This is a genomic window from Vibrio taketomensis (genome assembly GCF_009938165.1).
Classification (GTDB): Bacteria; Pseudomonadota; Gammaproteobacteria; order Enterobacterales; family Vibrionaceae; genus Vibrio; species Vibrio taketomensis.
The window spans coordinates 2,544,800-2,568,287 of sequence record NZ_AP019649.1 but is presented as its reverse complement, the minus strand read 5'-3'; the positions used below and the strand labels follow the sequence as shown (position 1 = coordinate 2,568,287).

At 44.9% G+C, this 23,488-nt stretch carries 20 protein-coding genes and 8 tRNA genes; 26 read left to right on the top strand and 2 right to left on the bottom strand.

The features are described from left to right. Nucleotides 1–30: 30 nt before the first annotated feature. From pncC to luxS, 21 genes are all read left to right on the top strand, one after another. Nucleotides 31–519, top strand: coding sequence for a nicotinamide-nucleotide amidase (pncC, locus tag Vt282_RS11835; RefSeq protein WP_162063463.1), 489 nt, complete (start codon nt 31–33; stop codon nt 517–519). A 193-nt stretch (nt 520–712) separates the two neighbouring features. Continuing rightward, nucleotides 713–1,753: a recombinase RecA gene (gene recA, locus Vt282_RS11830; RefSeq protein WP_162047509.1), complete on the top strand. Its 1,041-nt coding sequence runs from the start codon at nt 713–715 to the stop codon at nt 1,751–1,753. Between the two features lie 326 nt (nt 1,754–2,079). After that, nucleotides 2,080–4,662: an alanine--tRNA ligase gene (gene alaS, locus Vt282_RS11825; protein WP_162063462.1), complete on the top strand. Its 2,583-nt coding sequence runs from the start codon at nt 2,080–2,082 to the stop codon at nt 4,660–4,662. 156 nt (nt 4,663–4,818) lie between these two features. Further along, on the top strand, nt 4,819–6,006 hold the full coding sequence (locus Vt282_RS11820; protein WP_162063461.1) for an aspartate kinase: 1,188 nt from the start codon (nt 4,819–4,821) through the stop codon (nt 6,004–6,006). Nucleotides 6,007–6,098: 92 nt separating this feature from the next. Beyond that, nucleotides 6,099–6,296, top strand: a complete 198-nt coding sequence (csrA, locus tag Vt282_RS11815; protein WP_004415691.1) for a carbon storage regulator CsrA — start codon at nt 6,099–6,101, stop codon at nt 6,294–6,296. Nucleotides 6,297–6,480: 184 nt separating this feature from the next. Beyond that, nucleotides 6,481–6,573: transfer RNA gene (locus Vt282_RS11810), tRNA-Ser, on the top strand. 69 nt (nt 6,574–6,642) lie between these two features. Then, a tRNA-Arg gene (locus Vt282_RS11805) sits at nt 6,643–6,719 on the top strand. 55 nt (nt 6,720–6,774) lie between these two features. Continuing rightward, a tRNA-Arg gene (locus tag Vt282_RS11800) sits at nt 6,775–6,851 on the top strand. Nucleotides 6,852–6,899: 48 nt separating this feature from the next. After that, a tRNA-Arg gene (locus Vt282_RS11795) sits at nt 6,900–6,974 on the top strand. 55 nt (nt 6,975–7,029) lie between these two features. After that, nucleotides 7,030–7,106: transfer RNA gene (locus Vt282_RS11790), tRNA-Arg, on the top strand. Nucleotides 7,107–7,155: 49 nt separating this feature from the next. Further along, nucleotides 7,156–7,232 (top strand) — tRNA-Arg (locus Vt282_RS11785). A gap of 55 nt (nt 7,233–7,287) precedes the next feature. After that, nucleotides 7,288–7,364: transfer RNA gene (locus Vt282_RS11780), tRNA-Arg, on the top strand. A gap of 432 nt (nt 7,365–7,796) precedes the next feature. After that, the gene (locus tag Vt282_RS11775; RefSeq protein ID WP_162045556.1) at nt 7,797–8,051 is read left to right on the top strand and encodes an oxaloacetate decarboxylase subunit gamma; all 255 of its coding nucleotides are present in this window, start codon (nt 7,797–7,799) and stop codon (nt 8,049–8,051) included. Between the two features lie 29 nt (nt 8,052–8,080). Beyond that, on the top strand, nt 8,081–9,865 hold the full coding sequence (gene oadA / locus Vt282_RS11770; protein ID WP_162063460.1) for a sodium-extruding oxaloacetate decarboxylase subunit alpha: 1,785 nt from the start codon (nt 8,081–8,083) through the stop codon (nt 9,863–9,865). 9 nt (nt 9,866–9,874) lie between these two features. Next, nucleotides 9,875–11,005: a sodium ion-translocating decarboxylase subunit beta gene (locus Vt282_RS11765; protein ID WP_162045558.1), complete on the top strand. Its 1,131-nt coding sequence runs from the start codon at nt 9,875–9,877 to the stop codon at nt 11,003–11,005. A gap of 131 nt (nt 11,006–11,136) precedes the next feature. Beyond that, nucleotides 11,137–12,087, top strand: coding sequence for an NADP-dependent oxidoreductase (locus Vt282_RS11760; RefSeq protein WP_162063459.1), 951 nt, complete (start codon nt 11,137–11,139; stop codon nt 12,085–12,087). Further along, entirely contained in the window at nt 12,081–12,542 is a 462-nt protein-coding gene (locus tag Vt282_RS11755; protein ID WP_162063458.1) for a YqaA family protein, read from the top strand. Before Vt282_RS11760 ends, Vt282_RS11755 begins: the two co-directional genes overlap by 7 nt. Then, the gene (locus Vt282_RS11750) at nt 12,536–15,409 is read left to right on the top strand and encodes a M16 family metallopeptidase (RefSeq protein WP_162063736.1); all 2,874 of its coding nucleotides are present in this window, start codon (nt 12,536–12,538) and stop codon (nt 15,407–15,409) included. The genes Vt282_RS11755 and Vt282_RS11750 overlap by 7 nt, the downstream gene beginning before the upstream one ends. A gap of 122 nt (nt 15,410–15,531) precedes the next feature. After that, nucleotides 15,532–17,100 carry a glutamate--cysteine ligase gene (gshA, locus tag Vt282_RS11745; protein ID WP_162045562.1) on the top strand — a complete coding sequence of 523 codons (1,569 nt, stop codon included), beginning with the start codon at nt 15,532–15,534 and terminating at the stop codon, nt 17,098–17,100. A 10-nt stretch (nt 17,101–17,110) separates the two neighbouring features. After that, nucleotides 17,111–17,722, top strand: coding sequence for a transglycosylase SLT domain-containing protein (locus tag Vt282_RS11740; RefSeq protein ID WP_162045563.1), 612 nt, complete (start codon nt 17,111–17,113; stop codon nt 17,720–17,722). A gap of 18 nt (nt 17,723–17,740) precedes the next feature. Beyond that, nucleotides 17,741–18,259 (top strand): S-ribosylhomocysteine lyase, encoded by a 519-nt coding sequence (gene luxS / locus Vt282_RS11735; protein ID WP_162063457.1) that lies wholly within the window; start codon nt 17,741–17,743, stop codon nt 18,257–18,259. Nucleotides 18,260–18,328: 69 nt separating this feature from the next. On the opposite strand, the gene Vt282_RS11730 is transcribed toward luxS, so the two are convergent. Next, nucleotides 18,329–18,805 (bottom strand): RDD family protein, encoded by a 477-nt coding sequence (locus Vt282_RS11730; protein ID WP_162063456.1) that lies wholly within the window; start codon nt 18,803–18,805, stop codon nt 18,329–18,331. A gap of 190 nt (nt 18,806–18,995) precedes the next feature. Here Vt282_RS11730 and Vt282_RS11725 point away from each other — a divergent pair. The 5 genes from Vt282_RS11725 to Vt282_RS11705 all read left to right on the top strand — a co-directional run bounded on the left by Vt282_RS11725 (nt 18,996) and on the right by Vt282_RS11705 (nt 22,478). Then, nucleotides 18,996–19,080, top strand: a tRNA-Leu gene (locus Vt282_RS11725). A 468-nt stretch (nt 19,081–19,548) separates the two neighbouring features. After that, on the top strand, nt 19,549–20,865 hold the full coding sequence (gene celB / locus Vt282_RS11720; RefSeq protein ID WP_162045566.1) for a PTS cellobiose transporter subunit IIC: 1,317 nt from the start codon (nt 19,549–19,551) through the stop codon (nt 20,863–20,865). Between the two features lie 3 nt (nt 20,866–20,868). Then, nucleotides 20,869–21,834 carry a N(4)-(beta-N-acetylglucosaminyl)-L-asparaginase gene (locus Vt282_RS11715; protein ID WP_162063455.1) on the top strand — a complete coding sequence of 322 codons (966 nt, stop codon included), beginning with the start codon at nt 20,869–20,871 and terminating at the stop codon, nt 21,832–21,834. A 12-nt stretch (nt 21,835–21,846) separates the two neighbouring features. After that, a complete protein-coding gene (locus Vt282_RS11710) occupies nt 21,847–22,161 on the top strand; it encodes a PTS sugar transporter subunit IIB (RefSeq protein WP_162045568.1) in 315 nt (104 codons plus the stop codon). Beyond that, complete coding sequence (locus tag Vt282_RS11705) at nt 22,161–22,478, top strand: PTS lactose/cellobiose transporter subunit IIA (RefSeq protein ID WP_162047510.1); 318 nt, start codon at nt 22,161–22,163, stop codon at nt 22,476–22,478. Before Vt282_RS11710 ends, Vt282_RS11705 begins: the two co-directional genes overlap by 1 nt. 42 nt (nt 22,479–22,520) lie before the next feature. Here the strand turns inward: Vt282_RS11705 and Vt282_RS11700 are convergent, their stop codons facing one another. Then, the gene (locus Vt282_RS11700) at nt 22,521–23,357 is read right to left on the bottom strand and encodes a helix-turn-helix domain-containing protein (RefSeq protein ID WP_162063454.1); all 837 of its coding nucleotides are present in this window, start codon (nt 23,355–23,357) and stop codon (nt 22,521–22,523) included. Nucleotides 23,358–23,488: the final 131 nt, after the last annotated feature.

Sequence of the window (23,488 nt, the reverse complement as noted above, 5' to 3'; positions counted from 1 at the left end):
GAGCGAAAAGCCACGTTGAGGATTTTGAATATGGAATCACATCAAAAATTGAGTGTTGAACTGGGTGAGTTGCTATTACTCAATAAACAGGTCTTAGTGACGGCGGAATCTTGCACTGGCGGTGGAGTTGCAACGGCAGTGACTGATATTGCAGGCAGCTCAGCTTGGTTTGACCGTGCCTTTGTGACCTACAGCAATCAAGCCAAAATGGACATGCTCGGCGTCAAATCGGACACGTTAGATTCTTATGGTGCAGTCAGTACCGAAACGGTCGCAGAAATGGCGCTTGGTGCACTAAAACATTCAACCGCAACCATAGCGGTGTCGATTAGCGGTATTGCTGGGCCAACCGGTGGCAGTGAACTAAAACCAGTTGGCACGGTTTGTTTTGGTTTTGCCAATCAAGCCGGTTGGTTAGAAGTGGATGCTCAATATTTTCAAGGTGATAGGGCAGCGGTGCGTGCTCAAGCTATCAACTACGCTATGGGCACCTTGTGTGATTATTTACGTCGAATTTGATAATGTAATTTAATGTGCTTTAAAAACAGCTCGATATCAGCACTCTAGAGATTGAGCACAAAAAAAATTCATCCAGGTATGGACACTGTATGAATCAACAGTATAATGACACGCATAAATGGTTCAGATGACACTGAACACGACGAATCGAATTTTGTATTCATCAGTAATGGTGGATAACTTGGAGAAAGTGATGGACGAGAACAAACAAAAAGCCCTCGCCGCTGCGCTAGGTCAGATTGAAAAGCAATTCGGTAAAGGCTCAATTATGCGCCTTGGCGATAACCGCACCATGGATGTAGAAACCATTTCAACAGGTTCACTTTCTCTAGATATCGCACTAGGTGCTGGTGGTCTACCAATGGGTCGTATCGTAGAAATCTACGGTCCAGAATCTTCAGGTAAGACAACGCTAACACTTGAGCTGATTGCTGCTGCGCAACGTGAAGGTAAAACTTGTGCCTTTATCGATGCAGAGCACGCACTTGACCCTATCTACGCAAAAAAATTGGGCGTAGATATCGATGCACTTTTGGTTTCTCAGCCAGATACAGGTGAGCAAGCGTTAGAAATCTGTGATGCACTAGCTCGCTCTGGTGCGATTGATGTTTTGGTGGTTGACTCAGTAGCAGCGCTAACACCGAAAGCTGAAATTGAAGGCGAAATGGGTGACAGCCACATGGGTCTGCAAGCTCGTATGCTTTCACAAGCGATGCGTAAGCTAACGGGTAACCTAAAACAGTCAAACTGTATGTGTATCTTCATTAACCAAATTCGTATGAAGATTGGTGTGATGTTTGGTAACCCAGAAACCACAACGGGTGGTAACGCACTGAAGTTCTACGCTTCTGTTCGTCTTGATATTCGTCGTACTGGTTCTATCAAAGAAGGCGACGAAGTAGTGGGTAACGAAACTCGCATCAAAGTGGTGAAGAACAAGATCGCAGCGCCATTTAAACAAGCAGACACGCAAATTCTTTACGGTCAGGGCTTTAACCGTGAAGGTGAGCTGATTGACCTAGGTGTTAAACACAAACTGGTGGAAAAAGCAGGTGCGTGGTACAGCTACAATGGCGACAAGATTGGCCAAGGTAAAGCGAACGCATGTAAGTTCTTAAAAGAGAACCCAGAAGCTGCGAAAACTATCGACACCAAACTGCGTGAAATGCTGCTAAGCCCAGCTCAACCTGAAGAGCCAGAAACGGGTGAAATGCCACAAGAAGAAGAGTTCTAACAAGCACTCTTGATTGAATAGCCTCGCTTATGCGGGGCTTTTTTATACCTATATTCTGACCTTTGAACGAACCTGTTAACGAACGTTAACCCCATTGTTTTGGATGGCTGAGAATCACAAATGCATTCAGTGAGAAGAATGAGGTTGAGTTTACTAAACATAGACTAATTAACTGTTTTGACAAAGATTGATTCGCTTTTATCGGTTTGAATAAAAATTAGCCGCTAAAAGGGGCGAAATAGGGTAATTCTCAAGCTAGCATCTAGCATGCGCTTATGTGTACAATACAGCAAAATTCTATCTCGACTATTTTCAGGAAGAGCTGCATGTACATGAGCACAGATGAGGTTCGTAACGCGTTCCTCAAGTTCTTTGAGAGCAAAGGACACCAAATCGTAGAAAGTTCATCGTTAGTACCGCATAACGACCCAACCCTGCTGTTCACTAACGCAGGTATGAACCAATTCAAGGATTGTTTCTTAGGTTTAGAAAAACGCGCCTACACACGAGCAACTACGGCCCAACGCTGTGTACGTGCTGGTGGTAAACACAATGACCTAGAAAACGTAGGTTTCACTGCTCGTCACCACACATTCTTCGAAATGCTAGGTAACTTCAGCTTTGGCGACTACTTCAAAGAAGACGCTATTGCTTACGCGTGGGAATTCTTAACTGAAACCCTACAACTACCTAAAGAGCGTCTATTGGTAACGGTTTACCAGACTGACGACGAAGCATTTGATATCTGGAATAAGAAAATTGGTATTCCAGCGGATCGCATCGTACGTATCGGCGACAAACCAGGCGGTAAAGCTTACGAGTCAGACAACTTCTGGCAAATGGGTGACACCGGCCCTTGTGGTCCATGTACTGAAATTTTCTACGATCACGGTGAGCATATCTGGGGTGGTCGTCCTGGTTCTCCTGAAGAAGATGGTGACCGTTTCATCGAGATCTGGAACAACGTATTTATGCAGTTCAACCGTCACGCAGATGGCACTATGGAACCTCTTCCAAAGCCATCTGTTGATACGGGTATGGGTATTGAGCGTATTTCTGCAATCATGCAGGGCGTGCACTCAAACTACGAAATCGACGTGTTCCAAACACTAATCAAAGCGGCGGCTGAAGTGACAGGTTGTGAAGACCTATCTAACCAGTCTCTACGTGTTATTGCCGACCACATCCGTTCATGTTCATTTCTGATCGTAGACGGTGTAATGCCTTCTAATGAAGGCCGTGGTTACGTGCTACGTCGTATCATTCGTCGTGCGGTACGTCACGGTAACAAAGTGGGCGCTCAAGGTGCATTCTTCCACAAGTTGGTGGGCGTGTTGGCAGAGATCATGGGTACTGCTGGCGAAGAACTAAAACGTCAACAAGCTGTAGTTGAGAAAGTTCTGCGCATTGAAGAAGAAAACTTCGGACGTACTCTTGAACGTGGCATGACAATTCTAAACGAAGCGTTAGATAACCTAGACGGTAAAGTACTAGACGGCGAAACCGTATTTAAACTTTACGACACTTACGGCTTCCCTGCTGACTTAACTAACGACGTAGCTCGTGAGCGTGACTTTGCGATCGACGAAGAAGGTTTTGAAAAAGCAATGGAAGAGCAGCGTCAACGAGCGCGTGAAGCGGGCCAATTCGGCACTGACTACAACGCTGCAATTAAAACTGACGCACAAACTGAGTTCTGCGGTTACGCAGGTACAGAAGGTTCAAGTGCAGTTGCTGCAATGTTTGTTGAAGGCAACGAAGTTGAATCACTGTCAGCGGGTGATAAGGCGATTCTTATCCTTGAAGAAACCCCATTCTATGCAGAATCAGGCGGTCAGTGTGGTGACGCTGGTGTGATCAAAACTGAATCAGGCCTATTCAAAGTAGAAGACACACAAAAACTGGGTAACGCAATTGCACACCACGGTGAGCTAGTTGAAGGTGTTATTGCTAAAGGCGACAAAGCACAAGCGCTAGTTGATGCTGTACGTCGCGCTGCAATTACATTGAACCACTCTGCAACGCACCTGTTACACGCAGCACTACGTAAAGTGCTTGGTGAGCACGTAACGCAGAAAGGCTCGCTAGTAAAAGCTGAAAACCTACGTTTTGACTTCTCTCACCTTGAAGGTGTGACAGCGGCTGAGCTAAAAGAAGTTGAACGTCTAGTGAACGCACAAATTCGTCGTAACCACAACATCGAAACAAATATCATGGATATTGAGTCTGCGAAGCAGAAAGGTGCAATGGCACTGTTCGGTGAGAAATACGATGATGAAGTTCGTGTACTTTCAATGGGTGATTTCTCTACTGAACTATGTGGCGGTATTCACGCATCTAACACGGGTGACATCGGTCTATTCAAGATCACCTCTGAAAGCGGTATCGCAGCAGGCATTCGTCGTATCGAAGCGGTAACGGGTGAAGCGGCACTAGATGCAATCGAAGCACAGCAAGACAAGTACGAAGCAAAATTGTCTGATGCAGCAGCGAAAGCAAAAGCACTTGAGAAAGAAATTCAGCAGTTGAAAGACAAACTGGCTTCTCAAGCAAGTGCGAGCTTAACTAGCCAAGTGAAAGAAATTGCTGGCGTGAAAGTACTCGTGGCTCAGCTAGATGGTGCAGACAACAAAGCGCTACGCGGTATGGTTGATGAACTGAAGAACCAACTAGGTAGCGGTATCATCATGCTAGGTAATGTAGCTGAAGGTAAAGTTGGCCTAATCGCTGGAGTGACTAAAGATCTGACCGGCAAAGTAAAAGCGGGTGAGCTAGTTAACATGGTGGCGCTACAAGTTGGCGGTAAAGGTGGTGGTCGTCCTGATATGGCTCAGGCAGGCGGTACTGATGCAGCAGCACTACCGAGCGCCTTAGAGTCAGTAGAAGCTTGGATTACTGAGCGCCTATAACACTCAACTGAACTAAAAAACGCTCAATCAATTATGGTTGAGCGTTGTTTTTTATAGACATCAGATATTGCTCTGCTGTTTGAATCTATGTTTTCCCGCTCGATAGATATATTGAGTGGCACAATGAGACTTGGTCTTGTAAAGGTTTAAGACTAAATGAAAAAGCCTCTAATCGTGCAGAAGTTTGGCGGTACATCGGTGGGTTCAATTGAACGAATTCATCAAGTGGCAAAACACATTATTGATGCAAAGAATGCTGGCAATCGCGTCGTGGTCGTCGTATCTGCGATGTCGGGTGAGACTAATCGCTTACTCGATCTTGCTCAGCAAATCGATAGTGTGCCTAATGCTCGTGAACTTGATGTGCTGCTAGCCTCGGGTGAACAGGCTTCAATGGCACTGCTGGCTATTACACTCAATAAGATGGGCTATAGCGCTCGTTCTTTGACGGGTGGACAAGCAAATATTTTGACCAATGGTCAGCATAACGATGCGACCATCGTCAATATTGACACAACGGCGATAGACCAATTGCTTGCACAAGACCAAATTGTGATTGTGGCAGGTTTCCAAGGCATTACTGCTGGTGGTGATATCACGACCTTAGGTCGTGGTGGTTCAGATACTACCGCTGTTGCGCTTGCTGGCGCTCTTAAAGCTGATGAGTGTCAGATCTTTACCGATGTGGATGGGGTGTATACCTGCGATCCACGTATCGTTGACGATGCTCAAAAACTGACGGTTATCGACTTCCCATCGATGGAAAAAATGGCCCGTTTTGGTGCGAAAGTGCTGCATTTACCTTCGGTTGAATATGCTTGGAAAAACCAAGTGCCGCTCAGAGTACTCTCTACCTTTGACATTAACCAAGGCAGCTTGGTCAAAGGGGAAGAGTGTCATTTGCCTATCTGTGGTTTAGCGATTCAGCGCGATATGTGTTTGATTAAGATTGACCAGGAGTCGCTAGTCGCGATTGAAGAGCAGTGTCAATTATTTGGAATTGATATCTGGGATGTGATTGAACACCCAGAATGGCTCGGTTTGGTTGTTAAGTCTGACGCTTACTCTAAACTAGAAATGGTCTTACAGGGAAAGGTGGCCGATCGTAATACGATCAGCTTGTTAACTGCGGTTGGTGCGGATGCAGAATCGCTAGCGCATACGGCTCATCAGTTACTTATTGATAATCAAATTGTGACAACTCATCTAAGATTAGATGAACAGTCTTTCACGATTGCATTGTCAGTTGAGCAGGTAAATTGTGCAGCAAATATATTACACCAAACGTATATAAAGCCTATTGAAGCAGTCGATTGCTTACAAAAACATGTGTTTTCAGGCTAGATTCGAATAAGAATAGAGTTTACGAAAATATAACTTTTGTTGATAATAGCTTCGTAGCAAGAAATTTTAAGAGATCACTCAAGGAGCACAGAATGCTAATTTTAACTCGCCGTGTTGGTGAAACCCTAATGATTGGTGATGAAGTCACTGTAACAGTACTTGGCGTGAAAGGTAACCAAGTGCGTATCGGTGTTAATGCTCCGAAAGAAGTGTCTGTTCATCGCGAAGAAATCTACATGCGCATTCAGGCAGAAAAAGGTAATGGTAACGTTGCATCAGGCAACTACTAATTGCTAAAGAAAAAGCTGACTATTGGTCAGCTTTTTTTGTATTTAAAGTAAATGATTTACAGGAAAAAGAGCGAATAAACACCGCTTTGATTAAATAGCCAACGGTTGAATGACTTTTTGCTATTTTTGCCAAGAAAGTAATTGACATATTTTTGGTAAATCGTAATATGTGCCTCCGCAAGACGGTGAGGTGGCCGAGAGGCTGAAGGCGCTCCCCTGCTAAGGGAGTATACGGCTTGATACCGTATCGAGGGTTCGAATCCCTCCTTCACCGCCATTTTTATTGGCCTTCAGGTCAATTTTTTTGTTTCAAATCTAAAGTTTTGTGATATGCTTCACATCCTGCGCGTCCTTAGCTCAGCTGGATAGAGTACCTGGCTACGAACCAGGCGGTCGGAGGTTCGAATCCTCCAGGACGCGCCACTCTTTAGGTCACAGACCTGATATTGGTGATTACCATTGATATCGAAAATATTGCGCGCTCGTAGCTCAGCTGGATAGAGTACCTGGCTACGAACCAGGCGGTCAGAGGTTCGAATCCTCTCGAGCGCGCCATTATTAAGGGCTTTAGTCTGATAGTGATTTATCATTATCGAAACCCGTGCGTCCTTAGCGACTGGATAGAGTACCTGGCTACGAACCAGGCGGTCGGAGGTTCGAATCCTCCAGGACGCGCCACTCTTTAGGTCACAGACCTGATATTAGTGGTTACCATTGATATCGAAAATATTGCGCGCTCGTAGCTCAGCTGGATAGAGTACCTGGCTACGAACCAGGCGGTCAGAGGTTCGAATCCTCTCGAGCGCGCCATTATTAAGGGCTTTAGTCCTGATAGTGATTTATCATTATCGAAACCCGTGCGTCCTTAGCTCAGCTGGATAGAGTACCTGGCTACGAACCAGGCGGTCGGAGGTTCGAATCCTCCAGGACGCGCCACTCTTTAGGTCACAGACCTGATATTGGTGGTTACCATTGATATCGAAAACATTGCGCGCTCGTAGCTCAGCTGGATAGAGTACCTGGCTACGAACCAGGCGGTCAGAGGTTCGAATCCTCTCGAGCGCGCCATTCTTCAAGCCCTGCAGAAATGCAGGGCTTTTTTATTAACACTTCTCTTTCAATTCATTTACCTTCTTTGTACAACGTGTTGTTTTTACAGCGTAAATTGCAGAACTTTTAAGCCTATCGCAGTAAAAATAGCCAGTTTGGAATAACGTTGCATAACAACATAGTTATTCGTTCTGTAAATAACGAATAACTCCGAGTTATGTGAGTTGTACTACGAAGAAGACCCTCAAAGTGTGCAATGTCATCAAGACTCCCTTAAACAAAATTGACAAACTTTAACCAATCGAGATAATCCTAAGCCTCTTGTCGGGATTGTAGGATGCATCTTTCGACAATACGGAGTACTGCAAAGTACAGCTTTCGCAGCGACGAGCAGCATGGATATGCTGGGCTGTGAAGACGATTGTCAGGATGACAAACAAAGGATATAAAATGGACACTATTGGAAGCCAATTGATCGATGCGGCAGCCCTGATGATCACGGGTATGTCGTTCGTCTTCTTATTTCTCACACTGCTTGTTTACCTCGTTCGGTTAATGTCTCGGATTGTTCCTGAGGAAGTGCCCGAGCCGATTTCTAAACCTTCACAGAAAAAAACAGTTCAATCATCTTCTGCTGTAAGCCCACAGGTTGTCGCAGCAATTTCTGCCGCGGTACATCAGTACCGAGCCTCAACAGCGAAATAGCATTTAAGGATTAAAAGGAGTTTATGAGCATGTCTAAACCACTAGCTATCACCGATGTGGTACTTCGTGACGCCCATCAGTCATTGTTTGCGACGCGTATGCGTATCGAAGATATGTTACCGATTGCCGCTGAGCTGGATAAAGTCGGTTACTGGTCTTTAGAGACTTGGGGTGGCGCAACGTTTGACTCGTGCATTCGTTTCTTGGGCGAAGATCCATGGGAGCGTCTACGTGAGCTGAAAAAAGCAATGCCGAATACGCCAATGCAAATGCTATTGCGTGGTCAAAACCTACTAGGTTACCGCCACTATGCGGATGATGTGGTTGAGAAATTTGTTGAACGTGCTCACGCAAATGGTATGGACGTGTTCCGTATCTTTGATGCGATGAATGATGTTCGTAACTTCCAAAAAGCTGTGAAAGCAACAGTGGACGTTGGTGCACATGCGCAAGGTACGTTGTCTTATACAACAAGCCCAGTGCACAACGCTGATACTTGGGTTGATCTTGCTAAGCGTCTTGAAGATCTTGGCTGTCACTCAATCTGTATCAAAGATATGTCAGGTTTGCTTAAACCATACGAAGCAGAAGAGTTGATCACCCGTATTAAAGCTTCTTGTGATATTCCTTTGGCATTACATTGCCATGCGACGACTGGTCTATCTACTGCGACAGCTGTCAAAGCGGTGGAAGCGGGTATCGATATCCTTGATACCTCAATCTCATCAATGAGCTGTACTTACGGTCACACGCCTACGGAAACCGTGGTAGCGATGCTACAAGGTACAGAGCGTGATACCAACCTTAACCTAGAACAACTTGAACCAATTGCTGCTTACTTCCGTGATGTACGTAAGAAATACGCAAAATGGGAAGGTTCGATGAAAGGTGTCGATTCACGCATTCTTATCGCTCAAGTACCTGGCGGCATGTTAACCAACATGGAAGGTCAGTTGAAAGAACAAGGTGCGAGCGATCGAATTGATGAAGTATTGGAAGAGATCCCACGTGTACGTCAAGACCTTGGCTTTATTCCATTGGTAACCCCAACTTCACAAATCGTAGGTACTCAAGCAGTTATCAACGTTCTAACTGGTGAGCGTTATAAGAGCATCACTAAAGAGACTGCGGGTGTACTAAAAGGTGAATACGGCGCAGCACCAGCAGAAGTAAACGCAGAGCTGCAAGCTCGTGTACTAAACGGTGGTGAAGCGATCACTTGTCGTCCAGCGGATTTGCTTGAAGCTGAGCTAGATAAGTTGACGGAAGAGCTATTAGTTAAAGCGAAAGAAGAAGGTATTTCACTTGCTGAAGACACCGTTGATGACGTTTTGACTTATGCATTGTTCCCACAAGTTGGTCTTAAGTTCCTTAAAAACCGCAATAACCCAGACGCATTTGAGCCAGCTCCAGGTAAAGAGCCAGTCGCGGCTCCAGTCGTTGCTGCGCCAGCACCTGTTTCAGGTGGCATTGAATCATACAGCGTTAAAGTTGATGGTCAGGTGTACAACGTAGAAGTTGGTCCTCAAGGTCAATTGACGTCGGTATCCCCTGCGGCTGCGCCTCAACAAGCGGCAGCACCAGTAGCGCCAGTAGGTGATGCAGAAGATGTTCCAGCGCCTTTAGCTGGCAACATTTTCAAAGTGAACGTGCAAAGTGGTTCTCAAGTGGAAGAGGGTGATGTCCTGCTGATCCTTGAAGCGATGAAGATGGAAACTGAAGTCCGTGCAGCTCGCAGTGGTACGGTACAAGATCTTCACGTCAAAGAAGGTGATTCAGTTGTCGTTGGCTCGCCACTTATGAGCTTAGCGTAAGGGAGTACCATGGAAGGATTACTAACTCTCTGGTCGGAAACCGGTATTGCTAACTTCGAGTTTGGCCAGCTATGCATGATTGCTGTGGGCTGTTTGCTACTCTTTTTAGCGATTCGCAAGGGCTTTGAGCCCTTGCTACTGCTACCGATCGGCTTTGGTGCAATCTTAGCTAACATTCCGAATGCTGGTTTTACTGAGCCAGGCGGTATGTTGTACTACATCTACTACATTGGTATCGATTCAGGTGTGTTTCCACTCTTGATCTTTATGGGTGTTGGTGCGATGACTGACTTTGGTGCATTGATTGCTAACCCAAAAACTCTGTGGTTAGGTGCGGCGGCTCAGTTTGGTATTTTTGCGACCTTGTTTGGTGCAATTCTACTTAACTTTGTGCCTGGCATGGAATTTAGCATGGCTGATGCTGCATCGATTGCAATTATCGGTGGTGCTGATGGCCCTACGGCAATTTTCCTTGCTAGCCAATTATCACCGGATCTATTGGGTGCAATTGCAGTTGCAGCATACAGCTATATGGCATTGGTTCCGATTATTCAGCCACCAATCATGAAAGCACTGACGACACCAGAAGAGCGTAAGATCAAAATGGCTCAGCTACGTCATGTGGGTAAAACAGAAAAGATCCTGTTCCCATTAGCGGTACTGATGATGACCATATTGTTCCTACCTTCAGCTACACCACTGGTTGGTATGTTCTGTCTTGGTAACTTGATGCGTGAAGCTGGTGTGGTTGAGCGTTTATCGAAGACGGCGCAAAACGAACTGATTAACATCGTGACCATTTTCTTAGGTCTTGGTGTGGGCTCGAAGTTGCAGTCAGAAGAGTTCTTGAACTTAGAAACGTTAGGCATTTTGGCACTAGGCGCGGTTGCTTTCAGTATCGGTACTGCTGGCGGCGTCATTATGGCGAAAATTCTTAATAAGTTCTCGAAAGAAGACATTAACCCTCTTATTGGTGCGGCAGGCGTTTCTGCGGTACCAATGGCAGCACGCGTAGTAAACAAAGTGGGCTTAGAAGCGAACCCACAAAACTTCCTACTGATGCACGCTATGGGACCAAACGTAGCGGGTGTACTCGGTTCTGCAGTCGCAGCCGGTATTCTGCTGGCGTTAGTGGGTTAAGTCTCGTGTTACTGAGGTTGAATGTTAACTTGGTTAGATTGCGAACAATCGGTTAACTTAAGCCAACAAAATGTTATATATTCAAGGGGATGCTTCGGCATCCCTTTTTTCATCAATAAGGATTGGTTGCTATGGAAAACAAACAGATCGTGATCTCAACATTTGGCGAGCCGGAAGTGCTCTCAATCCAAAGTTCGGTAATGCCGAGCCCTGATAAGGGAGAAGTGTTGGTGAAAGTTGCATTTGCTGGCGTTAACCCTATTGATGCCAAAACGCGAGCTGGTCTTGGTTGGGCTGCAGCACAAAACAAGGACAACCTACCTTGGGTACTAGGGTACGATATTTCAGGATCTGTTGTTGCATGCGGAGAAGGTACCGATCGATTTGAAATTGGTGACAAGGTGGCAGGTTTTATTGGTTTTCCGTTGCAGGGCGGTGGTTATAGTCAGTACATCACGGTACCTGAAGAAATGCTCAGTCGTATACCACCGGCAGTCACATTAGAAGCGGCAGCAGCTTTGCCTTTAGCGGGACAAACTGCGATTCAAGCATTAGATAAAGTCTCAGTCCAAGAAGGTCAGAGAGTATTGATTTTGGCTGGCGCTGGTGGTGTTGGACATATTGCCGTGCAATTAGCGATTGCTGCCAAAGCCGAAGTATTTACCACTTGTAGCGAAGCTAATCTTGATTATTTAGCTACGCTTGGTGCACATGCGATTAACTACCAATTTTCCCCCGTCTCAGAACGAGTTGAAGATGCCGATGCATTAGTGGATTTGGTCGGTGGTGATGCAGCGTTGGATGCACTGAAATGCCTCAAAGATGGAGCGAAGGTCGTGACGGTGCCAACCTTAAGCGCAGAACTGATTTGTGAAAAGGCCAAGTTGCTTGGTTTTGACGCTACGGGCATGTTGGTTGATCCTAGCCGCGAGCAGTTGGATGCGATGTTATACCTAGTCAGTATCGGTCTACTTAAGACCGAAATCTATAAGATCTACCCAATGGAACAGGTAGTGGATGCTCATAAACAAATGGAAACCGGGCGCACACGAGGAAAAATTTTGTTGGATATGCAATGCTAGAAACGTTTAACACTGCGTTTCAATCAATCGCTTTATGGTTTTCTGATTCAGCACTTTGGGTTCTTTTTTTTAGCGGATTTCTCAGTGCTACATTATTGCCTGGTGGTTCAGAGGCTGGGTTAATCGCTACACTCAGCCTTAATCAATATTTGCCAGCTATGATTATATTAGTGGCCACGGTTGGAAATACCCTTGGCGGATTAACCAATTATTGGTTGGGTCTTTGGTTACCTAATCGAACTCAAAACGAAAAACACGGTCATAAAGCCATACGCTGGTTAGAAAAATATGGCTATTGGTCACTATTCTTTAGTTGGTTGCCGATTATTGGTGATCCACTTTGCCTCGCGGCAGGATGGTTACGCATGAAATTTTGGCCAAGTTTTTGGCTGATCTTTTTGGGTAAAGCCTTTCGTTACTCTTTGCTTACTGCTTTGTTCTACGGTTTATTTTAAGGAAACACGATGAGAAAGTTTTTGTCGGTGCTGCTTCTCTTACCGTTTTATTCGGATGCACCTCGAATCTCGATTATTCCGTACCGTTCTTTTCATCCTTACCTAAAGGCGTCACCTTAGTTGAAGAGGTCGATGCGGTTTCTGATAAGGCAACTATCCCTTACAGCAAATATAAATTGGATAATGGTTTAACCGTTATCTTGTCCCCTGATCACTCAGATCCGCTGGTGCATGTCGATGTCACTTATCACGTTGGATCTGCCCGTGAAGAAATTGGTAAATCAGGTTTTGCTCATTTCTTCGAGCATATGATGTTCCAAGGCAGCGAACATGTCGGTGATCAGCAGCATTTCCGTATTATCACTGAAGCTGGCGGCACGTTAAATGGCACGACTAACCGTGACCGTACCAATTACTTTGAAACCGTGCCGGCTAACCAATTAGAAAAAATGTTGTGGTTAGAATCGGATCGTATGGGCTTTCTGCTAGATGCAGTTTCTCAACGCAAATTTGAAGTGCAGCGCGACACGGTGAAAAACGAACGTGCGCAAAACTTTGATAATCGTCCTTACGGTTTGATGTGGGAAAAAATGTCAGAGGCGATGTACCCAGAAGGTCATCCATATTCTTGGCAAACCATTGGTTATGTTGAGGATCTAGACCGAGTTGACGTCAACGATCTTAAAGCATTTTTCCTACGCTGGTACGGGCCGAACAATGCGGTTTTGACCATTGGTGGTGATATTGATGTTGATCAGACATTGGAGTGGGTTGAGAAGTACTTTGGATCTATTCCTCGTGGTCCTGAAGTGGAACAAGCACCAAAACAGCCTGCGAAGTTAACCCAAGACAAATTCATTACTTTTGAAGATCGCATTCAGCAACCAATGGTGCTGATCGGTTGGCCAACTCAATATCGTGGTCATAAAGATCAAGATGCGTTGGATGCTTTAGCTGCTGAACTTGGCAGTGGCGCAAACTCATTGCTGTATCAAAAACTGGTGAAAACGCAAAAAGCCGTCGATGCGGGTGCGTTTCAAGATTGTGCCGAACTGGCGTGTAATTTTTACGTTTATGCAATGGCACCATCCGGGGAAAAAGGCAAATTGCAGCCACTTTATCAAGAGATGATGCAAATTCTGGCTGAATTCAAACAGCAGGGCATCAGTCAGGAGCGTTTAGATCAAATTACAGGCTTATCGGAATCTTCAGCAGTGTTTGCGCTGCAGAGTGTATCGGGCAAAGTGTCACAATTAGCCTCAAATGAGACCTTCTATGGTCAACCAGACCGTTTGCAAAGCAAACTGGAAGAGATTCGGGCATTAACGCCAAAAACCGTCATGGACGCCTATGAGGATTATCTCAACGGTCATCATAAAGTGGTCTTGAGCATTGTCCCACGTGGCAAGTTGAACCTTGCGGTAGAACCAAGCACGTTTAAGACGCCACCGCGTACACTGCCAACGTATGAAAAAATCAAAGAGAGCGAATTAGCCTACCGTCGACCAGTGGATGACTTTGACCGCTCAGTGATGCCACAAGTCGCTGATGCTGTAGAAGCAGAAATGCCGGATTTGTACCGCGTTTATTTTGACAATGGCGCAGAGCTTATTGGTACAGAAACTGATGAGACACCGACGGTTCAAATTGATATTCGCCTTCCTGCTGGTGAGCGTTATGTTCCTGAAGGTCAAGAAGGGCTCGCGAATCTAACAGCCGCGATGATGCAAGAAGGAACGACCAAATCGACGCTAGAAGAGTTACAAGCGAGACTAGATAAACTGGGCAGCAGTGTCGGCTTTGATGTCGGTAACTACACCACTTCTATTTCGGTTGCGAGTTTAGAGAAAAACTTACCGCAAACCATCGCCATCATTAAAGAGGTGCTGTTTGAGCCTGCGTTTAAACAGACCGATTTTGACCGCGTCAAACAACAAATGCTGGAAGGCTTGATTTATCAACATCAGCAGCCAAGTTGGTTAGTTTCGCAAGCAACTCGCCAAGTGTTGTTTAATGGATCAATCTACCAGCGCTCAAGTGATGGTACGGTAACGTCGATGGATGCTCTAACTCTAGACGATGTGAAAACATTCTATCGCCAGCATTACACACCACACGGAGCACAAATTGTCGTCGTGGGTGACATTGATGAAGATGACATTCTTGAGCAACTGGATTTTGTCGATAGTTGGAAGGGCGAAGCTGCACCGCTACTTAACCCACAACTGTTCTCACAGATGAAAGGTCAAAACATTTATTTGGTTGATAAACCGTCAGCGCCACAAAGTGTGGTACGTATGGTGCGTCAAGGTTTGCCGTTTGATGCGACAGGTGAGGTCTACTTAACTCAATTAGCGAATTTTAATTTAGCGGGAAATTTCAATAGTCGTTTAAACCAAAATTTGCGAGAAGATAAGGGTTATACCTATGGCGCTAATGGCTATTACGCGGCAAATCGTGAAATTGGTGTGATTGTTTTTGGTGCTCAAGTACGCGCGGACGCTACAGTACCTTCCATCATTGAGATGGAAAAGGAACTGGAGCAATACAGTCAGCAGGGAATGACCAATCAAGAGCTTGAATTTATGCGTTTAGCAGTGGGGCAAAAAGATGCACTTAAGTATGAAACCCCATCACAGAAAGCAGGCTTGCTTGGTAGCATTTTAACCTTTGGTTTAGATGAGGATTATCTACAACAGCGCAATGAAATCGCTGAAAAGGTCAATAAGCAGACTCTGGATGCGGTCGCAAATAAGTGGTTTAATCCCAAAGATTACCAAATCATTGTTGTGGGTGATGCTAAAAAGTTAAAACCCCAGCTAGAATCATTACAGATTCCTATCATAGAGCTTGAAATTGTCCCATAAAGGACACATAAAGAGAGCATGTTTGTAGGGCGAGAATTTCGCCCTACAGTATGTATTCAGCCAGTTCGATTCATATTGGTACGATCATATGATTCAGAACCACAGATTAAGGCGACTCAATTTTGACAGATTTTGCTGCGCGTTTAGAGAAAGTTGCCCGCAATCCTGAAGTGTTTAAGCACTTCACCCGCGGTGTAGAGCGAGAAACCCTTCGTTATAAACAAGGTGGAAATCTGGCAACTTCCCCGCATCCAGCAGGTTTAGGCTCTGCTTATTCCAACAAATGGATTACCACCGACTTCGCCGAATCGCTACTCGAATTTATTACCCCTGTCTCTCAAGATATCGATACTCTGATAGGGCAGTTAGAAGACATTCATCATTTCACCCAAACTAAACTTGATGGCGAGAAAATGTGGCCGCTTTCAATGCCGTGTTATGTGTGTGATGAGTCGATCATCAATCTTGCTCAATACGGCAGTTCGAATTCAGGTAAGATGAAAACACTTTACCGTGAAGGGTTAAAGCGCCGCTACGGTAGTCTGATGCAAATCATTTCAGGAGTGCATTTCAATTTCTCATTTCCTGATTCATTTTGGGATGCATTGTACGGTGAGCAAAGCGAACAAGAGCGTCAAGCAAGTAAGTCAGAAGGTTACTTTGCACTAATCCGTAACTACTACCGTTTTGGTTGGTTAATTCCATTCTTCTATGGTGCTTCGCCTGCGCTTTGCTCATCGTTTATCAAAGGTCGTGAAACGGATCTGCCATTTGAAAACATCGGTGAGACTCTATATTTGCCACAAGCGACGTCACTACGTTTAAGTGATTTGGGTTATACCAACAGTGAGCAAGGTGCATTGAAAATTGGGTTTAATAGCATTGAGGAATACCTTACTGGGTTGAACAATGCCATTCGTACCCCTTCTGAAAAATTTGCTGAACTTGGGGTTAAGGTAGACGGTGAATATCGCCAACTTAACAGCAACGTACTGCAAATTGAAAATGAGCTTTATGCACCAATTCGTCCAAAACGTGTGACTCAAAGCGGTGAGAAACCATCAGAGGCATTGACTCGTGGTGGCGTTGAATACATTGAAGTGCGTTCGCTGGATGTGAACCCATACAGCTCGGTTGGTATTGATAAAGACCAAGTGCGTTTCTTGGATGTGTTCCTAACGTGGGCGGCGCTTAGTGATTCAGACCCAATGGATTTCTGTGAACAGTCTTGCTGGCGTGAAAACTGGAACAAGGTTGTCGTTGAAGGACGTAAGGTGGGTTTAGAGCTACAAATTGGTTGTAAGGGTGAAATCCTAACTCTGCAAGATTGGGCAAAACGTGTTTTTGTTGAGCTAATTCAAGTTGCAGAAAAAATGGATGAAGCTTTAGGTGGTGACGCTTACCAAGCGGTATGCTTTAAGCTACTATCTTGGATTGATAATCCAGAGTTAACCTTGTCTGGCCAAGTACTTGCCGATACTAAAACGCATCAAGGTCTTGGTAACTTGGGCCGAGCGTTAGGTCGTAAGTACATTGACCAACATCTTGCTCATCAATATAGCGCTTACAGTGAGCCGTTAATGGAGCAAGAAGTGGTTCGTTCTCGAGAGGCTCAAGCAGCTCAAGAGCAAGCAGATACTCTTGGATTTGATGAATTCCTAGCAGACTATTTTTCTTATCTAAAGCAGTAAACCAATCATCATGTCAAAAGAAAGGACTCTAAAACTTGCTCTTTTACTTTGCGCAGCCAGTTTGGCTGGCTGTGCAACCCCGCCACCAAGCAATCAAAGTAACATTTGTGCGATTTTCCGCGAAAATCCTGATTGGTATGATGATGCGGTGGATATGCAAAAAGAGTGGGGCACTCCGATTAACGTCGCCATGGCATTTGTTAAGCAAGAAAGTAGCTTTCGTCATGATGCGCGACCACCAAAAGACTATCTACTTGGTTTTATTCCTTGGGGACGAGTGAGCAGCGCCTATGGTTATGCGCAAGCGCAAGATCCTGCATGGGAAGATTTTCAAAAAGCGACCGATCATGGTGGTTCTCGCACCAGTTTTGATGACTCGTTGATGTTTATTGGTTGGTACACGTCTGAGACGCAAAAGCAATTGGGGATCTCAAAATGGGATCCTTACAATCAGTACCTTGCTTATCATGAAGGGCGCGGAGGTTATAAACGCAAAACATACCGGAGTAAGCCAACGTTGATGCGCATCGCGCGTAAAGTAGAACAACAAGCAAAGGATTATGGTTGGCAACTTAAACAGTGCCGCCAAGAATTGGAAGACAACAGAAGCTGGTTTTTCTAGCCAGCAGGAGAGGGAACGATGCCATTATTAGATAGTTTTACCGTTGATCATACACGTATGCATGCACCGGCGGTTCGAGTTGCAAAAACCATGACGACGCCTAAAGGCGACACGATTACCGTGTTTGATTTGCGTTTTACAGCTCCGAACAAAGACATTCTATCGGAAAAAGGGATTCATACGCTTGAGCACCTATACGCTGGCTTTATGCGTAACCATTTAAATGGTGATGCGGTTGAGATCATTGATATTTCCCCAATGGGATGCCGCACCGGTTTTTACATGAGTTTGATTGGTACGCCAAGCGAGCAGCAAGTGGCCGATGCATGGCTGGCAGCTATGCAAGATGTGCTAAAGGTCGAAAGCCAAAACCAAATCCCAGAGCTCAACGAATATCAATGTGGTACTGCGGCGATGCACTCACTGGAAGAAGCGAAGCAAATCGCTGAAGCAATCATTGCTGCGGGTATATCAGTGAATAAAAATGATGAGTTGGCGCTACCAGAAGCGATGCTAAAAGAACTGCGTATCGATTAGTATTGAGCTGGGGTCAAAAAGGAAAAGGAAGGCAAAAGCCTTCCTTTTTTGTGTCCGTAAGCTATGTGGTTATTGTGCTTTTGGTAAGACTACCACTTGGGTTTTGGCCCAAATATCATGAAAGCCACGCTTTTGCGGATCAAGCGGCACGGTAAAGTTAGCAAGGCCAAAGCCAGAAGTTGCTAAACGGATGAGCGCTTGAGTCACCGTGATATAGCCGCCATCTAGATTGCGAACTTGAATTTTCCATGCTCGCATACCAAGGGTTTGCCCAGCTCTTGTCCAGAAAAAGACGAAGAAATAGATCCAAACTACGGCTAGGTACAGTGTATAGACTGGGCTCCACACTGGATGGTTAGTGAGCAAATCACTGACATCAACATAAGGTGCAATATTGATAAGGTTCATTGCCATCAACGCATGCAATATCGCAATGACGATTCCTGCTGCCATCATTTCGATCGCAATAATAATTAAACTGTCATAAAACAGCGCACCAAGACGACGAAATAGTCCCGCTGGTGGAAGTGGCTGTTGGCTAGTCATACGAGTCACTCAATTGGTAAAACAGGCGTCAGGATAATGTTTCAAGAGCGTTGTGAAAAGAGAGCTTGCGCACAGCTTATCGGTTTGTGGCGAAATATTCAGCAAACGATTGTGATTTCAATCTTTTGCACTTGCATGAACTGAGTTGTTACGTATAATGCCAACCATCAAGAGGCAATAGCCTTAAGATGCCGGTGTGGTGAAATTGGTATACACGACGGATTCAAAATCCGTTGCCTTCGGGCGTGGCGGTTCAAGTCCGCCCACCGGTACCATATTAGAAAGGTCGCTTTTATAGCGGCCTTTCGTCGTTTTGGGCGATTGAAAGTTAGTGAAATTCAATATCTGGCGTGGCGTCCCGAACGCGGGTCCGATCAATTCCGCCACCGGTACCATATTTAAAGACAGAGCCTCGACGAAAGTCGGGGCTTTGTTGTATCTGGGATTTGATAACTCGAATCCGGCGTGGCGTCAGGAGTGCCTGCCCAGTCAACTCCGTCATCGGTATCATATTAGAAAGGTCACTTTTATAGCGGCCTTTCGTCGTTTTGGGCTGATAAACGTCGGGTGAAGCATCAATAACAACGGATATGAGATATAAATCACGATTAGAAACATAATAGTAATCACGTGATACAAATGAGTTGGTAAATGTGATCTTGGCAAAATTATTTGGTTGATGGTGGCTATATTATTGCCGAAATTAAATGAAAGTATCACATGATTACTTAATGGAGGGTTGTATGGAAAAGGTAATGCGCTTTATCGAAAGTCGCATGATGCCAATTGCTGGCAAAGTGGCACAACAGCGTCACCTTGGAGCGATTCGTGATGCGTATATCTCGTTTATGCCATTTATTATCGTAGGCTCGATTTTATTGGTTATCAGTTCTTTCCCAAGCGCAAGCTACAAAGAGTTTATGGCTTCGGTGTTTGGCCCTAACTGGGGAAATAATATCGAAATTCCGTTTTCGGTTATCTTTTCTGGAATGTCTCTGTTTATCTCTTTTATGGTCGCCTACCGTCTTGCAGAGCGTTATAAAGTAGACCGAATCTCAGCCGGTGTTTTGTCTCTATCTGCGTTTATGGTGTTAACGCCATTTGCCAGTGTAGAAGGTGTGGGCACCGTGATTCCAACAGAATGGTTGGGTTCAAAAGGTTTGTTTGTCGCGATGATTGGTGCATTGCTCTGGACCGAAATTTTCCGCTGGTTTATTGAAAAACGTATCACGATCAAAATGCCAGATGGTGTTCCACCTGCAGTAGAAAAATCGTTTGCTGCTCTGGTTCCTGCAACTGTGGTTTTGTGTCTAGCTCTTGCGATTCGTTTGGCGTTTGCAATGACGGATTTCAATACCATTCACCAGTTTATTTATGACGTGTTAGCAACACCAGTTCGCTCATTTGGTACCTCTTATTTTGGCGCGTTGATGACTTCACTAACCATTACATTGCTTTGGTCTGTGGGCATTAACAGTGGTTCAATGGTCAATGGCATTATGCGTCCTGTATGGGCAGAAAACCAACAAGACAACTTAAGTGCGATGGCAAATGGTGTGACGCCTCCACACGTTGTTACAGAACAGTTCTTTGACATCATCTGGATGGGTGGTGCAGGTGCAACGCTGTCATTAATTATCGCAATTTTGATTTTTGCTCGCTCACAACACATCAAAAAAGTGGGTAAGCTCGCAGCGGGCTCTTCTATTTTCAACATTAATGAACCGGTGCTATTTGGTTTGCCGATCATCATGAACCCAATCATGTTGATCCCATTTAACTTAGTACCTTTAGTGTTAGTGACTCTGCAATACGTAGCGATGTCTATCGGGCTCGTTTCTACCACGACGGGCGCATTCATTCCTTGGACGTTACCGCCTGTCTTATCTGGATTTATCGTTACAGCCAGCATCTCCGGTGCCGTTATGCAGATTGTGAACTTGACCATCGGTGCGATGATTTACTTACCATTCTTGCGCATTATTGATAAGCAATATCGCTCAACGGAAGTACCGCAAACAACAGAACAAGAACAAGTATTAGAAACAGCGAAGGCTTAATCCATGGAAACAAAAAACTGGGGCATCATTGCCACATGGCGAATGGCATTTGATGGCATTTGTGAAGGGGCTGAGATGCTACAACAGTCCCAAACAGCTAGCGATGCCGTTCTGACAGCAGTCACACGTGTCGAAGACTACCCATACTACAAAAGTGTTGGCTATGGCGGCTTACCGAATGAAAAAGGTGTTGTTGAGTTAGATGCTGCATTTATGCATGGCACAACCATGGCGCTAGGAGCCATTGCAAGTGTCAAAGACATCGCTAACCCAATTCTAGTGGCTGAGAAATTAAGTCGAGAGCGCTTTAACAGTTTTATGGTCGGTGAAGGGGCTGAGGTGTGGGCTTTTGACCAGGGTTTTGAGAAAAAGAACATGCTCACAGAGCGTGCACAGCAACATTATTTGAAGCGTTGTCGTGAAACGATTTATCGTGGGCTATCTCCTTATACAGGTCATGATACTGTTGGTATCGCTGCTTTAGATACTGAAGGTCACATTTGTGTTGGTACATCAACCAGTGGTTTGTTTATGAAACGCCCAGGTCGAGTTGGGGACTCACCAGTATCGGGGTCAGGTTACTATGCCGATAGTGATATTGGTGCAGCAACTGCAACCGGCCTTGGTGAAGACTTGATGAAAGGGTGTATTAGTTACGAGATTGTGCGTCGAATGGGTGAAGGCATGACGCCTCAGGAAGCAGCAGATAGCACGGTTCGTGAGCTTGAGCAGAAACTGATTGCTCGTTATGGCAAAGCAGGCGATCTGTCAGTCGTTTGTATCAATAAAGAAGGGGACTTTGGTGCGGCAACGAATATCGACAGTTTTTCTTTTTCTGTTATGACCGCAAAGCACCCTGCAACCGTTTATGTATGTGAACGAGATGAACAAGGTTTTACGCATTATTCGCCAGCAACCCAAGAATGGATGGATGCTTATCAAACGCGTATTACCGCACCAATAGAATAATAGGAGTTGAAGATGAAAAAGATTTTGCTGATTTGTGATATGGGGATGTCTACAAGCTTAGTGGTTAAGCGCATGCAAGAAGCCGCTCAAGCTGAAGGTATTGAAGCGGTTATTGAAGCGAAAGGTTCGCAAGATTTTGATGATTGTGCTGCGGAATTTGATTGCTACTTATTGGCTCCGCAAATTAGTTACAAGCTCGCTGATTTCCAAGCGGTAGCGAATAGCCATCAGCGTCCGATTGCCCTGATCAATATGATGGATTACGGCATGACAGATGGCAAAAAAATCCTTGCTCAAGCAATGTCTCTTATGGCGCAGGTAGCATGATGGATAAAGAGCAATATGAAGAATGGGTAATGTCGTTGATCGTTCAAGCTGGTCAATGCCGTAGTATGTTGATGAATGCGATGCGTGAGGCTCGTCAGGGTAATTTCACCAATGCTGAAGAACTGATGCAAGGGGCTAAATCAGCGTTGAAAGAGGCTCATCATATTCAAACCCAATTGATTGAGTTTGATGAAGGTGAAGGAAAGCTCCCTGTTCATATCGTTATGGTACATGCACAAGATCACTTGATGAATGCGGTACTACTGATGGATATGGCTGAAGAGATCATTGATTTACGCAAAGTCACTCAAGCTTGATCTCTAATCGGTTTGTATTATTTAGTCACAAAATGGGGAGCCTTAGCTCCCCATTTTGTTTTTCCAATAACCACTTGGCGTCAGATTTTTTAGGCGGTTGCGCATGACTCTTTTATTGAGTAAATCTTCATAGCAAAGCAAAACAGAAGGTAAGCCCAATCGTTGGTCAAATTGTTCACCATCGAGAAAATGTTCATAGCCTTGATCAAAATTCACGGGTTGTTCGGTGGTGAGCTCAAAGCGTGTCGAGGCATTGTGTGCAGTCCACGCTATTCCCATACTCTCTGCCCACTGAATAACAAAGGCTTGCTCAGGTAAAATCATGGATTGTATTTGGTATGGTAGAGCATGTTTTGCAAATTCATTTAGCCCAGAGATCGCTGTTGAATCTTCCAGAGATTGCACTAATGCGAAACTGATAAAGCCAGAGTACTGTTCTGTGAGCACCAATAAATAGGGTGACTTTTGTGCCAGTCCATTTGGTAACTTGATCATATCAACAACAACAGCTCCGCTTTGTGATAGTGCGGGCTTGTTCATCCGTGGTACCTGATATTTTTTCAGGCAACGATTGAGGACAGCGCGAGATAAGGCTTTGTTGATCAGCAGTTGTGCGACTTCAAGCAGTTCATCCAACGACAAGCACAAGCGATGGCGAAGATAAATAATCAGCCATTCTTGTTCTGGGGTTAAACGGCGATGAATGACTTTTGGTCGATGTGATTTGTCATAAATATCTTCACGGGCACGCCACTTCTTCACAGTATCAATAGAGATACTTAGTTCGTAGGCTAACTCGGTATCTGACTTATCTGAGTTTTTTATGTATTTGCGAATTTTTGGTGTGGTCGCTGCGTTTGAATGAAGCTTGATTTCCATAGAGAAAAATACAATAACAACTGATGAATCACTGCCTCTAAATATAACATGTTTTGTTTAGGACTTTCGTCTGGTGGATAGTCAACAATTGAAGTCAGTAGAGTTTTCTTTCAATTTAGTTATTGAAAGAA

Coding starts and splice junctions, on each gene's coding strand:
- Vt282_RS11760 (WP_162063459.1), top strand. CDS start 11,137: ATGGAAAACAAACAGATCGTGATCTCAACATTTGGCGAGCCGGAAGTG.
- Vt282_RS11705 (WP_162047510.1), top strand. CDS start 22,161: ATGGATAAAGAGCAATATGAAGAATGGGTAATGTCGTTGATCGTTCAA.
- Vt282_RS11820 (WP_162063461.1), top strand. CDS start 4,819: ATGAAAAAGCCTCTAATCGTGCAGAAGTTTGGCGGTACATCGGTGGGT.
- oadA (WP_162063460.1), top strand. CDS start 8,081: ATGTCTAAACCACTAGCTATCACCGATGTGGTACTTCGTGACGCCCAT.
- Vt282_RS11730 (WP_162063456.1), bottom strand. CDS start 18,805: ATGACTAGCCAACAGCCACTTCCACCAGCGGGACTATTTCGTCGTCTT.
- celB (WP_162045566.1), top strand. CDS start 19,549: ATGGAAAAGGTAATGCGCTTTATCGAAAGTCGCATGATGCCAATTGCT.
- Vt282_RS11715 (WP_162063455.1), top strand. CDS start 20,869: ATGGAAACAAAAAACTGGGGCATCATTGCCACATGGCGAATGGCATTT.
- Vt282_RS11700 (WP_162063454.1), bottom strand. CDS start 23,357: ATGGAAATCAAGCTTCATTCAAACGCAGCGACCACACCAAAAATTCGC.
- luxS (WP_162063457.1), top strand. CDS start 17,741: ATGCCATTATTAGATAGTTTTACCGTTGATCATACACGTATGCATGCA.
- alaS (WP_162063462.1), top strand. CDS start 2,080: ATGTACATGAGCACAGATGAGGTTCGTAACGCGTTCCTCAAGTTCTTT.
- recA (WP_162047509.1), top strand. CDS start 713: ATGGACGAGAACAAACAAAAAGCCCTCGCCGCTGCGCTAGGTCAGATT.
- csrA (WP_004415691.1), top strand. CDS start 6,099: ATGCTAATTTTAACTCGCCGTGTTGGTGAAACCCTAATGATTGGTGAT.
- Vt282_RS11775 (WP_162045556.1), top strand. CDS start 7,797: ATGGACACTATTGGAAGCCAATTGATCGATGCGGCAGCCCTGATGATC.
- Vt282_RS11765 (WP_162045558.1), top strand. CDS start 9,875: ATGGAAGGATTACTAACTCTCTGGTCGGAAACCGGTATTGCTAACTTC.
- Vt282_RS11755 (WP_162063458.1), top strand. CDS start 12,081: ATGCTAGAAACGTTTAACACTGCGTTTCAATCAATCGCTTTATGGTTT.
- Vt282_RS11740 (WP_162045563.1), top strand. CDS start 17,111: ATGTCAAAAGAAAGGACTCTAAAACTTGCTCTTTTACTTTGCGCAGCC.
- Vt282_RS11710 (WP_162045568.1), top strand. CDS start 21,847: ATGAAAAAGATTTTGCTGATTTGTGATATGGGGATGTCTACAAGCTTA.
- pncC (WP_162063463.1), top strand. CDS start 31: ATGGAATCACATCAAAAATTGAGTGTTGAACTGGGTGAGTTGCTATTA.